Origin of the sequence: Nocardiopsis sp. FIRDI 009, assembly GCF_003386285.1 — a bacterium.
In the GTDB taxonomy this organism is placed as follows: Bacteria; Actinomycetota; Actinomycetes; order Streptosporangiales; family Streptosporangiaceae; genus Nocardiopsis.
Map to the genome: position 1 here is coordinate 426,365 of NZ_QPNC01000009.1, position 15,349 is coordinate 441,713.

The window sequence follows — 15,349 nt, forward strand, 5'->3', positions numbered from 1 at the left end:
GCCTCAACGTCGCTGCAACAATGGAGTATGGCCTCCACCACCACAGACACCGCACCGCTGGCCGACCCCGAGGGGTTCGAGCGGGCCGCCGACCTGCTGTCCGCCGCCTCGCGCGTCACCGTGCTCACGGGGGCGGGCGTGTCCACGGACTCGGGCATCCCCGACTACCGGGGCCCGAACGGCCTGTGGACCAGGGACCCGGCCGCGGAGGCCATGGCCGACATCGACAGCTACATGGGCGACGTCGACGTGCGCAGGCAGGTGTGGCTGCGGCGCCGGACGCACCGGGTCTGGGAGGCCGAGCCCAACGCCGCGCACCGTGCCCTCGCCGATCTGGAGGCCACCGGCCGACTCCGGGCGCTCGTCACACAGAACGTCGACGGTCTGCACCAGAGCGGTGGGATGCCCGCCGAACGGGTCATCGAGGTGCACGGGACCATGCTGTGGGTGGTGTGCATGAGCTGCGGGCTGCGCACCCCCAGCCCGGAGGTCCTGGCGCGGTTGGACGAGGAGTCCGACCCCCGGTGCCCTGAGTGCGGCGGCATCCAGAAGTCGGACACGATCTCCTTCGGGCAGCGGCTGAACCCGGAGGTCCTCGATGCGGCCGCCCGGGCCGCACGCGAGTGCGACGTGTTCCTGGCGGTGGGCACCTCCCTGACCGTGCACCCGGTGGCCGGGCTGTGCGACGTGGCGATGATGGCCAGGGCCAGCCTGGTCGTCGTCAACGCCGAGCCGACCCCCTACGACGACTTCGCCAGCGCCGTCCTGCGCGACCCCATCGGCACGGTCATCCCCGCTCTCGTGCGTCGTGTCGCGGAGGCCGCGCGGAGTTGACGCCGACCTCGCCCGCCGGGATCCGCTGAGGGGTGTTCTGCCCCGGGCCGCCGCTCCCACCGGGCGGCGGCTGTTCGGCGCGCCGGGCGGCCCGTTTCGACGTGCTGGCCCCGTGCTTGTTCTTGCCGGCCTTGTGTTCCTTCCTGGTGCGCTTCGGCTCCTGTGGGCTGGTCTCACGCTTCGGTGCGGTGGTGTCGGCTCCACCGCCCGCGCCGGGAGCGTCGGCGTCCCCGACCAACGCGCGGACTCCGTCGAGGACCTCGTCGGGCACATGGGGATCCAGCGCCCGAAGGACCGGCTCCACCGACTCCGCACGCAGACGGGGACCGGTCACGACGGACCGCACGCGGTCGAGGAAGTCGTGCAGGGCGCGCGGCAGGAGCGTGTGGAGGTCGGAGCCGCCGGGTGCGAGGGCCAGGTCCTCCACCGCCTGGGTGAGTACCAGCAGTTCGCGACGGCCCAGGGCCTCCGTGGACAGCAGCCGTCGGTAGGTGGTGAGGCGTTTGCCGGGGTCGACCGTCGCGGGTTCGAAGCGCAGCCGCATGACCTCGTGCATCTCGGACCAGGGACCCTCGTCGTCCGGTCCCTGGAACCAGGTGGCGAGGTCGGTCGAGACGTGGCGCAGGTAGGGCAGCAGCCCCAGCGTGAACCGCGCCGCCGTGCCGTTGACCCGCATCGCCATCGACCGCAGCAGACGTGATGTGATCGACTCGAAGGGCACGGTGATGCCGTAGGGGTCGACGACGTCGAAACGGAAGTCTCCGCCCACCCGCAGCTCGAACCCCACGCACTCGCCTACGTCCACGGGGGAGCCGTCCTCCAACCCGATCACCGTGCGCACCCCCTCCTCGCTCCAGCCGTCGAGGTGGCGCACCCGCAGGGTCGACAGGATGCTGAACCACTCCGCGCCGGGCAGGGTCCGCCACAGGGTGGTGCTGTGTTGCAGGGCCTGGTCGGGTTCCGCGGCCTCGGGGAACAGCTCTCGGGCGTCCACGGGGTCCTCGCGTACGAGGCACAGCAGGATGACCAGGTTGCTGGTGTAGTTGGCCTCGCGCTGGGTCTGCGGCAGCCGCACGGGCTCGTACTCGGTGTGGGAGCGGTTGGGAGCCGGGAAGGGGGCCTCCTGGAACAGTTCGACGAGGAGTTCCCCGTACTCGGCGCGCAGCCGCGGGTCCTCGGCCAGGCGGTGTCCGACCAGTTCCCGGAGGAAGTCCACGACCCGGTCGCGTCCCCCGTAGCCGGCGAAGGAGGACAGGGCGTACAGTTCGCCGTCGTCGGGGCGCACGCCCCGACCCCGGCGGCGGGAGGAGCGCGCCCGTGACTCCGCCGCCTCCTCCAACGCGGCGACCACCGCCCGGGCCACCAGGTACTCGCCGAAGGTGGAGTGCAGGAACTCGAACACGCTCGCCCGACCGTCCGCGGCCTTGGCCCGGGACTCGTGGACGAAGAAGAACCGCCCCAGCACCTGGGCGGCCGGGGCGATCGCGCCGTGCAGGTCGGTGTCGGAGGGGCGAACGGCCGCGTCCGGCATGAGCACGGCCAGGTCCCGGTCCAGCTCGGCGGCGCTCACGCTCTGCCTGCGGCGGGTGAACATCGCCAGGGCGGCGACCTCCAGCCGCCGGAGTTCGTCCTCCACGGCCTCCTCGAAGTCCTCCGGGCTCAGCCCGGACCGGTGTTTGTTCACCTCGCGCCGGGCGAACATCCGCAGCAGGCGTTCGTACAGCTCCGTGTTGGACAGGGCCTTGGCGGCGTGCTGGAGCGCGTTGCCGTCGGCGTCGTAGATGAGCAGCATCAGCAGCAGCAACGGCTGCTCGGCCAACTCGCGGTACCGGGTCAGGGTCTTCGGGGTGAGCGGTTCCAGCCCGGACTCGGTGAGGGAACGGGCGTTGCTGTGGTTCCACACCTGCAGCATCCGGGCGATCCGCGCGTCGTCGAACGGTTCCAGACGTATCACCACGGTGCCGTTGGGGAAGCGGGCGCGGTCGGCCACCACGGTGCGGCTGGTGACGATCACCGCCACCGGCTGACCCATCGCCTCCTGCTGGTGCTGGAACTCCTGGACCCGCTCCAGGTAGTCGGAGCGGTCCACCCCGGTGGCCTGGAGGAGCTCGTCGAAGCCGTCGAGGATCACGACCGGCAGGGCGCCGTCGGCGGAGTCGGCCAGCTCCCGCCAGGAGACCCGGGTGTGCAGCGCGGCGGCCAGGCCGTCCTCGATCTGGACGTGGATGGGGGCGTTCGGCTCGACCGCGCGCAGCTCCACCCGCACGGCGAGGAAGTCGGCGGCGGGCAGCTGGGCCGCGAGCATCTCGGTGAACTTGGACTTGCCCGAGCCGGGGTGGCCGAGGACGACCGTGGGGAACTCGGTCGCGAACGGGTGGACGAGGTGCGCGGCGATGACCGACTGGAGGTCGTCGATGACGGGGAGCCGCTCCCACCACTCCTCGCCGGAGGGGTTGCCGTCGTGCACCGCGCGAGCCGCACGGCCCCGAGGGGCGATGTAGGCGTCCTCCAACGTGGGGAGGACGAGACCGGGAGGGGCGTCATCCGAGCGCAGCACGGGCTGGCGCAGCACCGCCCGGTACCCGGCGGCCAACTCCCGGCGCCGCGTGTCCACGTCCCGGTGGGAGCCGATCTCCTCCAGCCGCCGTCGCAGGTCGCTCAGTCCCGCCCCGAGGACCGCGCGGGTGCGGTCGTGTTCGTGCAGGTGAACCCACATGCCGAACTCGGGGACCTCGGCGGACAGGCGGCGGTGGGACTCCGCGTACCGCTGGGCGGCGCGTTCGGGGACGAGCCGCCGCAGCTGTTCCGACACAGGGCCGCCCTCGGCGAGGGCCTCGTGTCCACCGGCCGGGGCGGTCGCGGCCAACACCCCGCAGAAGTCCCTGACCAGCAGGTCCGAGGAGACGAAGGGCACCAGGTCCGTGCCGAGGGACAGCGACGGAACGGCCGCCGCGCGGTCGAGGACGCGGTTCACCACCTCGGCCTGCTCGGCCTTGGTGATCCTCAGGTCGGCCAGGGTGAAGGGCGCCTCCAGTTCCTCCAGCGACTCCTCCACCGCCTCGAAGAACGCCACGGTCACCAGGATCTGGTGCGCGGCCTGGATACGCTCGGTCCGCGACATCCGACTCCGCCCCCGGAGCTTGTCGCCGATGCCCTCGATGGCCTGGCGGCCCTTGCCCACCAACATGCCGCGCACACCGAACAGGTCGGGTACCCCCACCAGCGCCAGACCGCCGTCGGTGAGCTTCTCCGCGAAGTCCAGGACCTGTGAGTCGTTCTCGCCGAGCACCTTCAGGGCGTCGGCGTAGGTGAGCTGTCTGGCCAAGGGGGGTACCGCCTCTCTCGCTGCGGGAGGACACGACCGGACCCGGCGCCGGGGCCGGCGCCGGGTCCGCAGGTCGGTGGGGGGTCGGGGGTTCGGGGCGTTCTCGTTCCCGGGATCGTGTGACGTCCTAGGGCAGCTGCCAGTTCACCGGCTCGGCGCCCTGCTCCCGGAGCAGTTCGTTGGTGCGGCTGAACGGCTTGGAGCCGAAGAAGCCGTTGCGGGCCGACAGCGGGCTCGGGTGCGCGGACTCCACACACGGCACACCCGGCATCATCGGCCGCAGGTTGCGCGCGTCCCGCCCCCACAGGATCGCCACCAGCGGCTTGCCGCGCTCGGCCAGCGCCCGGATGGCCTGTTCGGTCACGGCCTCCCAGCCCTTGCCGCGGTGCGACCCGGCCTTGCCCGGCGCGACCGTGAGCACCCTGTTGAGCAGCAGCACGCCCTGCTCGGTCCACGGCGTGAGGTCGCCGTTGGAGGGCATGGGCACCCCGAGGTCCTCCTGCATCTCCTTGTAGATGTTGCGCAGGCTCGCGGGCAGCCGCACGTCCGGCGCCACGGAGAAGCTCAACCCCACCGGGTTGCCCGGCGTGGGGTAGGGGTCCTGGCCGACGATGAGCACACGCACGTCGTCGAACGGTTGTTGGAAGGCGCGCAGGACGTGCTCTCCGGCGGGGAGGTAGGTCCGGCCCTCCGCGACCTCCTGGCGCAGGAAGTCGCCCATCGCGGCGATCTGCGGGGCGACCGGCTCCAGGGCCTTCGCCCAACCGCTGTCCATGATTTCGTTCAGATCCCTACTCGGCATGGCCAGAACACTAGCGGCAGACGGCGACAACCATGACCGCTTCGGGCGATCCGGAGCCCGTCCCGGGGCCGGTCCCCGCCAGGTGGTCAAGAGGGGCGGGGCAGTTGACCACATCCGGCCACGGGGTGCTCACACAGCGGCACTGGCGATAACTTGGGGTCGCTGTCGCCACACCGGGAGCACAGGGCTCCACAGGGACTAGCGACACCACGAGGTGAATCACACGTGCGCGTCCGCCGCCTGGGGCTGCACGTCCCCGAACCCGCGGATCCACAGCCGTTCCGGCAGCACCCGCCCTCTCCGCGCGGCGTGCCCCCCTCCGTCTAGGAACCCGACACCGGACACGCGTCGCCGTCCGTGACGCCGTCTCCGGTGCCCGCTTCCGAATCCACCGCGCATCCTCCCTCCGCGCCGCCGAGGCACTCCGGCCACCACCCCTCGCGCGGTGACGCGCGGCCACGGGAACCCCGTGTCCGTGTGCGCGGTGCCCCCGGCACGGCCCGTCCGCCATCGCGGACCGGCCGTCGCGCCCGACCACGTCGCCCCGCGCCCACGTCCGCGTCCGCGGCGCCGTCCCCCTCGCCGTTGTGACCACTGGCCGAAAGCGCGCGAAAGCAGGAGGCTCCACCATGGGAACTTCCGTCCCCACGATCACCATGGCCGAGTTCGAGGCCATTCCCTTCACCGTCAACTGCTCCGTCGTCTACGACCGGGGAGAACACCTCCTCGTCGGGGCGAGCCCGGGAAACGGGTACTTCACCCGCGAGCGTGTCTCCGCGCTCCTGGCGTGGGCACGGCCCCGATTCGACTCGGTCGACGTCGTCTACGCCGACCGGGAGGTCGACACGATGCTCGTCGCCCTCGGGTACGACCCCGACCGGGCGCGCCGACGCGCCACCAAGGACGTCCGCGCTCTGCGGAGGAGGATCCTCCAGGGCATCGAGATCTCCGGATCCGACGCGCGCTGCACGGCGCTCTCGGCGTTCGAGGACGATCCCGCCTACCTGTCCCTGCGCGCCGACGTGGAGAAGGCCATGCTGGACGACCCGGAGTTCAGGGGCGTCTGCGAACGCACGATCCGCCGCTTCCTCCTCCCTCGGCGGGGTGAGGCGGAACCCACCGCCGAACAGTGGGACGCGGGGATGCGTTATCTGGCCCGCGAGCTCCCGTTCTTCCTCGACACCCCGGCCATCCTCGGCGTCGGTTCCTCCGTGAGCTGCTACCACGTCGAGATGCCGCCGACCGAACTCCTCTTCACCCGGGAGCGCGGCCTGCGCGCCGCCGCGTCCCAGGCCTACGCCACCATCCGACCGCTGCCCCGCGAGGGAGTCCGCCGATGACCATCGATCTCACCTTCCCCCTGTCCCGGGACGGCAGGACCGTGCCCGTGGAGTGCTCGTGGCTGCGCGAGCACCGGCCCGTCGCCCGCGTCCGCACGATGACCGGGGACCCCGCCTGGCTGGTGAGCACCCACGCGCTGGCCACCACCGTGCTGGAGGACGAGCGGTTCAGCCTCAAGGAGACCTCGCGACCCGGGGCGCCCCGGCAGTACGCGCTGACCATCCCGCCCGAGGTGGTCAACAACATGGGCAACATCAACAGCGCCGGGCTCAGGAGCGCGGTGATGAAGTCGCTGCGGCCCACCGGAACGCTGGCCGGGTGGATGCTCGCCGAGGCGCACGCGCTCATCAACGCACTCGTCGGCCAGGGGCCGCCCGCGGACCTGCGCGACGGATTCACCGAACCCTTCTCCGCGGCCCTGCACTGCAAGATCATCGGCGTTCCCGTCGGGGATTGGCGGCGGCTGATGCAGGGTGTCGACGTCGCGTTCCTGACCAGCCCGTCCCCGTTCGAGGGCGCTGGGGCCAACTGGAACAAGGACCACGGCTACATGCTCGACCAGCTGCGCTCCGGTCCCCGGTCCGGACTGCTCGGCAGGTTCGCCGACCTGCGCGCCACCGAGGGCCTCGACGACGAGCTGCTGGCCACGGTCGCCGTCTCGCTGTTCGGCGCGGGCGCGGTGAGCACCTCGGCCTTCCTCCTCCACGCGATCCTCGCCCTCGCCGAACGCCCCGAACTGGTCAGGCGCCTGCACGAGAACCCCGGGGACGTGCCGCGGGCCGTGGACGAACTCATGCGCTACAACCTGTCCATCGGTGACGCCCTGCCCCGGATCGCCACCGAGGACGTGTGGCTCGACGACACCCTGGTCCGCGCGGGCGAACTCGTGCTCGTCCTGGTGGAGGGCGCCAACCACGACCCCGCGGTGTTCGACCGTCCGGAGGTGATCGACATCGACCGGGAGAAGAACCCGCACCTGGCCTTCGGCGGCGGGCGGCACTACTGTCCGGCGTCCGCGCTGGGCCGCGCCCACGCCGAGGCGGCGCTGACGGCGCTGGTCGCCCGGCTGCCGGAGCTGCGGTTGGCGGTGCCCGCCGAGCAGCTGGCGTGGCGGCCGGGGTTCATCAAACGGCTGCCCGAACGGCTGCCGGTCCTGTGGTGAGGCCGCGGTGCTGAGGCCACCGGCACCGGAAGCGGGTGCCGGTGGCACCGGACTCGGTCGGGCGCGGGGCGCCGCCCCCTCCGCCCCGGAGCCGGACGCCCCCGACGACGCGGACCCGGGGACCACCCTGCCCACCCGGCTCGGACAGGTCGACCGGGACGGCCGGTGGACGCACGACGCGGGTCGCGCCGAGATGAACGCCCAGGTGTACAGCCGCGCGCTCGTCTCCCCGGACGTGTGCGGGGACGACTACGCCGACTGCGACGGATGGGTGGACCACACCCTCAGCCGCGCCCACACGTCGTTCACCGCCACGGTCGGCGTGGACGACACCTCCAGCGCCTCCGAGACCGTGACCTTCACCGTCTACGCCGACGACGAGTCGCTCATCACCGAGACCGTCCGGCTGGGGGAGACGATCGACCTCGACGTGGACGTCACCGACGTGCTGCGCCTCCGGTTGGAGGTCGAGCCCGGTGACGACAGCGTCTACCCGGTCTGGGCGGAACCCACCCTGACCGGCTGACCGCGTGCGCCGTCTCCGGGCGGGGACGGCGCACGCGGCCGTCGGCTCGGGTCTACTCCGCGCGCCAGCCGCCCTGGCGGTCGGCGAGGTTGAGCGCGGTGGTCACCAGCGGCACGTGGCTGAACGCCTGCGGGAAGTTGCCGACCTGGCGACCGGCGTGCGGGTCCCACTCCTCGGCGAGCAGCCCCAGGTCGTTGCGGAGCGACAGCAACCGCTCGAACAGCTCCCTGGCCTCCTCCTGGCGGCCGATGGACAGCAGGGCGTTGGCCATCCAGAAGCTGCACGCCAGGAAGGCGCCCTCGTCCCCGGGCAGCTTGTCGGCGGAGGTCTCCAGGTCGGTGCGGTACCGCAGCACGAAACCGTCGACCATGAGGTCCTTGCGGATCGCCTCGATGGTGCCGATCACGCGCGGGTCGTCGTAGGGCAGGAAGCCCACCTCGGGGATGAGCAGCAGCGCCGCGTCCAGTTCCTTGCTGCCGTAGTACTGGGTGAAGGTGTTGCGGTGCGGGTCGTAGCCGTACTCGCACACCTCGGCGTGGATGGTGTCGCGCAGGGCCCGCCACCGTTCGATGGGGCCCTCCTTGCCGAACTCCTCGATGCTGCGCACCGCCCGGTCGGCCGCCACCCAGGCCATCACCTTGGAGTGCACGAAGTGCTGGCGCGGGCCGCGCACCTCCCACAGGCCCTCGTCGGGTTCGTCCCAGCACCACTCCAGGTAGTTCACCAGTGAGCGCTGGAGCCCCCACAGGTAGTCGCCGCCGCGAATGTTGGACCGGCGGGCCAGGTGCAGCACGTCCATGACCTCGCCGTACACGTCGAGCTGGTACTGGCCGACCGCCGCGTTGCCGATCCGTACCGGCCGCGACGCCTCGTACCCGGGCAGCCAGTCGGCCTCCCACTCGGTCAGCCTCCGCTCCCCGCGGATGCCGTACATGATCTGCATGAGCTGCGGCTCACCGGCCACCGCCCGGACCAGCCACTCACGCCAGGCGAAGGCCTCCTCCTTGTACCCGGAGCGGATCAGCGCCTCCAGGGTGATGGTCGCGTCCCGCAGCCAGCAGTACCGGTAGTCCCAGTTGCGCACCCCGCCGATCTCCTCGGGCAGCGAGGTGGTGGGGGCGGCCACGATCCCGCCGGTGGGCCGGTAGGTGAGGGCCTTGAGCACGATGAGGGAGCGCACGACCGCCTCGCGGTAGGGGCCGTCGTAGGTGCACTGGTCGACCCACTTCTCCCAGAACCGCTCGGTCCGCGACAGCGCCTTCTCCGCGTCCAGGTGGTCGGACTCCTCCACCTGCGAGGGGTGCCAGGTCATCACGAACGGCACGCGCTGACCCGCGGTGACGGTGAAGGAGGCGTCGTGGGTGAAGTTGTGGCCCTGGAGGGCGACGGGCGCGCTCAGCCAGATGGCGTCGGGCCCGGCGATGGCGACCAGTTCGGTTCCGGCGCGGTGCATCCACGGCACCACGTGGCCGTAGTCGAACCGGATCCGCATGGTGGTCTCCATCCGGACCGATCCGCTGATCCCCTCGACGATGCGCACGATGTGCGGTGCTCCGCCGCGCGGCGGCATGAAGTCGATGACCCGCACGCTCCCGGTGTCGGTGTCCCACTCCGACTCCAGGATCAGCGTCTCCCCCCGGTACCGACGCCGGGTGGCGTCAGGTCGGCCGTCAGCGGGCCGGAGCGACCAGCTGCCGTTCTGGTCGTCGCCCAGGAGGGCGGCGAAACAGGCGGAGGAGTCGAAGTCCGGCAGACACGCCCAGTCGATGGAGCCGTCCCGCCCGACCAAAGCGGCGGTTTGCATGTCGCCGATCAGTGCGTAGTCCTCGATCCAGCCGGGCACGCGGCTCACCCCCAACGCGTCGTCATGGTCTGTGCGGTCGGCGCGAGAACCCGTGTGGGGACGGGGTCGCGCCGCGCCTTCACGGTCGCACCGCGCACGCCCGTGTACGCGCCCCGTCGGGGGTCTCCGGCCCGTCCCGGCGCCGGACGTGGTCCAGGGCCGGGAAGGGGCGCCGTCCGGGTCATCGGCTCACCTCCCCCGCCCTCGCTTGCCTCCCGTATACCCGGTTATGTGCCCAGGTGGGGGCAGGCTAAAGAGGCGGACCGAAGGGAGTGGCCGAACCCGTCTTCCTGTCGTTCACCGCGGTCCCCATCTTCCCTTCTTCCCGGGGTGTGCGCTACCCGCAATTGCACGTGCATGTGAACACGCAGGGTGTTATGTAACGAATTGCGGGGTTTGTGGTTCCAGAAGTTATGACGCGGTGATCAACTGCGAATGGCGGCCCGGTCAGCGGTGAGACGGAGCCCGGGCCCACGGCGCTCGGTCGGGTACGCGCATCATCGGCAGGAACATCTGGGCGAGCGGGCCGATCGCCAGGGCGTACACGATCGTCCCCACCCCCAGCGTCCCGCCGAGCAGGGCACCGGTGACCACGACGGCCACCTCGATCACCGTGCGGGCCACCCGCACCGACCACCCGCGCTCGGCGAGTCCGGTCATCAGGCCGTCGCGCGGGCCCGGACCGAGGTTGGCGCCGATGTAGCACCCGGTGGCCGCACCGCACACCAGCACGCCCAGCGACAGCGCGCCCACCCGCAGGAGCAGGGGCTCGGGTGAGGGGAGGAGCCACAGGAACAGGTCCACCGTCGTGCCGACGACGACCACGTTGCTCAGCGTCCCCAGACCGGGACGCTGCCGCAGCGGGATCCACAGCAGCATCAGCGCCGCCCCGACGACCACGCTCCACGTGCCGATCGACAGTCCCGTGCGCCGCGCCAACCCCTGGTGCAGCACGTCCCAGGGCATCGCGCCCAGTTCGGCCCGGACCAGCAGGGCGCCGCTGAGCCCGTACAGCACCAGCCCCAGGTACAGCTGCACGAGGCGCCGCGCCCGCGGCCGGGGCACGATCCGGGCGAGTCGGCGCCACGCCGCGGCGGGGGCTGGCCCCTGGTCGAGGGGCTGGGGGTGATCGGCCACGCGGTTCTCCTGGTCCTCGGGTGATGACGGGCATGGTGGACCGTTCGATGGGGCCATGAACGGTGCCACATCGGTATGGTGGCCAAGGTGGTGCTCGAAATGAAGCGCCAATCAGAGCAAGTGGCCCGAAACTCGGACACGGGGGAGTGTCGGCATGGCGCGGCAGAGCGGTCACCGCGGGACGGAGCGGACCCCCACGGGGGGCGGCAGTCGGCGGATCAACGGCCGCCTGCTGGCCCGCCTCATCGGGGAGGCCCCCGTCGAACGCCCCTACTACCTGGCCATCGCCCGGTCCGTCAGCGGACTGATCCTGGACGGCCGGGTCCCCACCAACACCCGTCTGCCCGCCGAGCGCGACCTGGCCAACGCCCTCGGCGTCAGCCGCAACACCGTCACCTCCGCCTACGCCTGGCTGCGCGACAACCGTTTCCTGGACAGCCGTCAGGGCGCGGGCAGTTGGACGGTCCTGCCCGACACCGGCACCAGCGAGCTGTCACCGTTCACCCCCGTCGCCGAGCACATCGACCTCGGGGTGGCCGCGCCGCCCGCCGTGGAGGGCCTGCGCGCCGCCTCGTTCCAGGCCGCCGAACAACTCGCCGCGCACGTGGGCGGACTCGGCTACTACCCCTACGGCCTTCCGGAGCTGCGGCACGCGATCGCCCGCCGCTACGTCGAACGCGGGCTGCCCACCACCCCCGAGCAGATCTTCGTCACCAACGGAGCCCAGCAGGGGATCGCGCTGGCCCTGGACCTGCTGCTGCAACCCGGAGACGAGGTCCTGGTCGAGTCGCCCACCTACCCGCACGCGGTGGACGCGGCCCGCAGGGCGGGCGCCCGGATCCGGACCGTCGGCGTCACCCCCCAGGGGTGGGACATGGAGTACCTGTCCGACGCCTTCCGTCAGTGGAAGCCGGGACTGGCCTACCTCATCCCCGACTTCCAGAACCCCACCGGCGCGCTGATGGACGACGAGGAGCGCCGGGCCCTGGTCCGTGAGGCCCGCCGGGCGGACACCCACCTGATCATCGACGAGTCCGTCGCCGAACTGGCCATCGACTCCGGCGACCTGCCCGCCCCGGTGGCCGCCCACGACACCGACGGCCGGGTGCTGACCGTCGGTTCGGTGGCCAAGCTGCTGTGGGGCGGGCTGCGCGTGGGCTGGATCCGCGCCACGCCGCCTATGGTGGCGCGACTGATGTCCGCCCGCCAGCGCTTCGACCTGGCCGGGGCGGTGCTCGACCAGCTCACCGTCACGCACCTGCTCGCCGACGTGATGCGGATCCGCGCCGAACGCAGCCGCCAGCTGCGGCGCAACCGCGACGCCCTGGTGTACGCGCTGCGCGAGCGGCTGCCGGACTGGCGGCCCAGTGTGCCCGGGGGCGGCCTGGTGCTGTGGACCACGCTGCCCCACCCGGTCGCCGGCGCCCTGGCGGTGGCGTCGAACCGGCACGGCGTGCACCCGGCGGCGGGTCCGGTGTTCGGTGTCGACGGGACCCTGGAACGGTACGTGCGCCTGGCCTACACCCAGCCGCCGGACGTGCTGTCCGACGCGGTGGACCGGTTGGCCGCCGCCTACGCCGACACCCTCGCGCACCCGGTCCAACCGCGCGGTCAGCTCTTCGTCTGAGGGGCGGACCGCGGCGCCTCCGACCCGACCCGGCGGGCTTTCGGGGTCAGCCCCGGCGGTCGCCGGCGAACCGGTGGGCGAAACGGACCACCTCGGCCAGCGCCTCGTCCCGGTTGGTCTCGTTGAACAGTTCGTGCCTGGCCCCGGGGAAGATCCGGACGGTCACGTCCGAGCCCGCCAGGCCGTCGACGCCCGCCCTGCTCCCGGAGAGCGGCACTAGGGCGTCGTCGGAGCCGTGCAGCCACAGCAGCGGCAGGTCTCCCACGGTGCCCGCCGCCTTGACGCGGTCCAGTTCGGTGAGCATCGCCTCGATCGTGGGCCGTTTGAAGGGACCGTGCCAGACGAGTTCGTCGGCGGTGTAGGCGGCGCCGACGTCGGGGTCCCGGGAGAGCGTGGCGGGGTCGATGGGCACGTCCGGGATCTGCTCCAGGGAGCGCAGCGTCTCCAGCGCCTCCCAGCGTCCCAGGACCGGGGAGGCCACGACCAGCGCCCGGACCTCCTCGGGGTGGGTCTGGGCGTAGCGGGCGGCGATCAGACCGCCCATCGAGTGCCCGATGAGGACCAGCGGGAGCGAGCGGTAGGCGGTCCGCGCCTGGGTGATGACGCGGTGGAGGTCCTCGACCACACCGGCGAAGTCGTCGATGAGCACGCGCTCACCCGAGGAGCGTCCGTGTCCGCGGTGGTCGGCGCCGTAGACCACCGCGCCCGACGCCACCAGGTCCGCCGCCACCCGTTCGTAGCGTCCGAGGTGTTCGCCGTAGCCGTGGACCAGCACCGCCAACCACGTCGGTTCGCTCTCCGTGGACGCCCACGCCCGTGCCGCCAGCCTCCCCGAACCGTCGGGTCCGCCCGCCAGGGCCCACTCGCGTGTGGTGATCACGGCGCTCCGCCTCCTCGTCTGCGACGATCTGTGGGAACACCCTACGGCGGCACGGTCCGGGCACGTGCACCGGCTGGGACAGCCGTCAACCACGGTGACACGAGTGAGACCGGGGGGATCGGCCGTGCCGCGGGCATCAAGCGTATAACGATCGGCGCGTCCGTTCGTAGCCGCGCCCCAGGCGGGCGGTCCTCCGTTCGTAGAGGGGAACGAAATACTCCATAAGGTGCGATGTTATCTACTCCACATAAAAGGTGATCTTCTACGCTAACCAGTGGGTATCCCTCGGACGGGTCTATCCGAGTCCGACCCGTCCGGTAACTCAGACTGGAGAGGGTGACGCTCGTGCTGGCCGACTCCTACGGGCGAGTGGCGACTGACCTGCGGGTGTCGCTCACCGACCGCTGCAACCTCAGGTGCACCTACTGCATGCCGCCCGAGGGCCTGGAATGGCTGCCCAAACCGGAACTGCTCACCGACGACGAGATCCTGAGCCTGATCCGTGTCGGCGTCACCCGCCTCGGCATCACCGAGGTCCGCTTCACCGGCGGAGAGCCCCTCCTCCGCCGCGGCCTGCCCGGCCTCGTCGCCGGGACCACCGCCCTCACCCCCCGCCCGCAGACCGCCCTCACCACCAACGGCATCGGCCTGGCCCGCATGGCCCCGGCCCTGGCCGAGGCGGGGTTGGACCGCGTCAACGTCTCCCTCGACACCCTGCGCCACGACCGCTTCGAGCGGCTGGCCCGCAGACGCCGCCTCCAGGACGTCCTCGACGGGATGGCCGGTGCGGCCGAGGCCGGACTGACCCCCGTCAAGGTCAACGCGGTGCTCATGCGCGGAGTCAACGACGACGAGGCCGCCGACCTCCTGAGCTACTGCGTCGAGCACGGCTACGAACTGCGCTTCATCGAGCAGATGCCGCTGGACGCCCAGCACGGTTGGCGCCGCGACACCATGGTCACCGCCGACGAGATCCTCGCCCGCCTGGAGGCCGACTTCACCCTGGAGGCCGCCGACGCCGACACCCGCGGCAGCGCCCCCGCCGAACTCTTCCACGTGCGCGGCGTCCGCTTCCCGGGCGGCGACCAGGCCACCGTCGGCGTGATCGGCTCCGTGACCCGGCCGTTCTGCGGAGCGTGCGACCGGGTGCGCCTCACCGCCGACGGTCAGATCCGCAACTGCCTGTTCGCCCGGCAGGAGTCCGACCTGCGCGCCCTGCTGCGCGGCGGCGCGACCGACGAGGAGATCGCCGACAGCTGGCGGGCGGCCGTGGCCACCAAGCTCCCCGGCCACGGCATCAACGACCCCGCCTTCCTCCAACCGGCCCGGCCGATGTCGGCGATCGGCGGCTGATCACCCGGTAGCCATCCGGTCCGAGCGGGCACGACAGGGGAAGGGGAGGACCACGACACAGCGGACCAGGAAGCCGTGACCATGCCGAGAACGGACGCCGGTCACCGGGCCACCGCCCACACGGCGGACCTGCGGGTGGAGGCGTGGGCCCCGACCCGGGAGGAGTGCGTCGCGCACGCCGTGGCCGCGGTGGTGGAGAGCGTCGTCGGCGCCGACCCGCCGCCCGCCACGACGACCGTCGAACGCGACCTGGCGGGCGAGACCGACGCCGACCTGCTCGCCGCGGCGATCGACGAGGTCGTCTACCTCCTGGAGACCAGGGGGCTGCTCCCGTCCGCGACCGAGGTGCGGGCCACGCCCACCGGGCTCCGGGCCCGGTTCGCGATGGTCGACGCCGACGCGCTCGAACCCGTCGGCGCGATCCCCAAGGCCGTCTCCCTGCACCGGCTGCGCTGCGAACGCGGCCCGGAGGGATGGTGGTGCACCGTGACGGTCGACGTCTGAGACCGGGTCCGTGAG

At 72.0% G+C, this 15,349-nt stretch carries 12 protein-coding genes; 7 read left to right on the top strand and 5 right to left on the bottom strand.

Annotated elements, in window-relative coordinates:
• The first annotated feature begins 27 nt into the window (after nucleotides 1-27).
• On the top strand, nucleotides 28-834 hold the full coding sequence (locus DVR05_RS08690; protein WP_116245298.1) for a Sir2 family NAD-dependent protein deacetylase: 807 nt from the start codon (nucleotides 28-30) through the stop codon (nucleotides 832-834).
• Here DVR05_RS08690 and DVR05_RS08695 read toward each other — a convergent pair.
• On the bottom strand, nucleotides 788-4,159 hold the full coding sequence (locus DVR05_RS08695) for an NACHT domain-containing NTPase (RefSeq protein ID WP_116245299.1): 3,372 nt from the start codon (nucleotides 4,157-4,159) through the stop codon (nucleotides 788-790). The two genes, DVR05_RS08690 and DVR05_RS08695, sit on opposite strands and share 47 nt — an antisense overlap.
• Before the next feature lie 127 nt (nucleotides 4,160-4,286).
• A complete protein-coding gene (locus DVR05_RS08700; protein ID WP_116245300.1) occupies nucleotides 4,287-4,961 on the bottom strand; it encodes a uracil-DNA glycosylase in 675 nt (224 codons plus the stop codon).
• Nucleotides 4,962-5,590: 629 nt separating this feature from the next.
• Here DVR05_RS08700 and DVR05_RS08705 point away from each other — a divergent pair.
• Genes DVR05_RS08705 through DVR05_RS27325 form a run of 3 tightly spaced genes read left to right on the top strand, consistent with a single transcriptional unit; the run spans nucleotide 5,591 to nucleotide 7,990 of the window.
• A complete protein-coding gene (locus DVR05_RS08705) occupies nucleotides 5,591-6,301 on the top strand; it encodes a tRNA-dependent cyclodipeptide synthase (protein ID WP_116245301.1) in 711 nt (236 codons plus the stop codon).
• Nucleotides 6,298-7,464, top strand: a complete 1,167-nt coding sequence (locus tag DVR05_RS08710; RefSeq protein ID WP_116245302.1) for a cytochrome P450 — start codon at nucleotides 6,298-6,300, stop codon at nucleotides 7,462-7,464. The genes DVR05_RS08705 and DVR05_RS08710 overlap by 4 nt, the downstream gene beginning before the upstream one ends.
• 7 nt (nucleotides 7,465-7,471) lie before the next feature.
• Nucleotides 7,472-7,990 carry an NPCBM/NEW2 domain-containing protein gene (locus DVR05_RS27325; protein ID WP_232832037.1) on the top strand — a complete coding sequence of 173 codons (519 nt, stop codon included), beginning with the start codon at nucleotides 7,472-7,474 and terminating at the stop codon, nucleotides 7,988-7,990.
• 52 nt (nucleotides 7,991-8,042) lie between these two features.
• On the opposite strand, the gene DVR05_RS08720 is transcribed toward DVR05_RS27325, so the two are convergent.
• Together DVR05_RS08720 and DVR05_RS08725 are read right to left on the bottom strand one after the other, a co-directional pair.
• Nucleotides 8,043-9,848, bottom strand: a complete 1,806-nt coding sequence (locus tag DVR05_RS08720; protein ID WP_232832038.1) for a glycoside hydrolase family 15 protein — start codon at nucleotides 9,846-9,848, stop codon at nucleotides 8,043-8,045.
• A 432-nt stretch (nucleotides 9,849-10,280) separates the two neighbouring features.
• Entirely contained in the window at nucleotides 10,281-10,970 is a 690-nt protein-coding gene (locus tag DVR05_RS08725) for a YitT family protein (protein ID WP_116245303.1), read from the bottom strand.
• Nucleotides 10,971-11,124: 154 nt separating this feature from the next.
• Between DVR05_RS08725 and DVR05_RS08730 the strand changes: the two genes are divergently transcribed.
• Nucleotides 11,125-12,597 (top strand): PLP-dependent aminotransferase family protein, encoded by a 1,473-nt coding sequence (locus DVR05_RS08730; protein WP_116245304.1) that lies wholly within the window; start codon nucleotides 11,125-11,127, stop codon nucleotides 12,595-12,597.
• Between the two features lie 46 nt (nucleotides 12,598-12,643).
• On the opposite strand, the gene DVR05_RS08735 is transcribed toward DVR05_RS08730, so the two are convergent.
• Complete coding sequence (locus DVR05_RS08735) at nucleotides 12,644-13,477, bottom strand: alpha/beta hydrolase (protein WP_116245305.1); 834 nt, start codon at nucleotides 13,475-13,477, stop codon at nucleotides 12,644-12,646.
• A 345-nt stretch (nucleotides 13,478-13,822) separates the two neighbouring features.
• On the opposite strand from DVR05_RS08735, the gene moaA reads away from it, so the two are divergent.
• Both moaA and DVR05_RS08745 read left to right on the top strand, forming a co-directional pair.
• A complete protein-coding gene (gene moaA / locus DVR05_RS08740; protein WP_116245360.1) occupies nucleotides 13,823-14,830 on the top strand; it encodes a GTP 3',8-cyclase MoaA in 1,008 nt (335 codons plus the stop codon).
• Nucleotides 14,831-14,911: 81 nt separating this feature from the next.
• Nucleotides 14,912-15,334, top strand: coding sequence for an archease (locus DVR05_RS08745; RefSeq protein WP_116245361.1), 423 nt, complete (start codon nucleotides 14,912-14,914; stop codon nucleotides 15,332-15,334).
• Nucleotides 15,335-15,349: the final 15 nt, after the last annotated feature.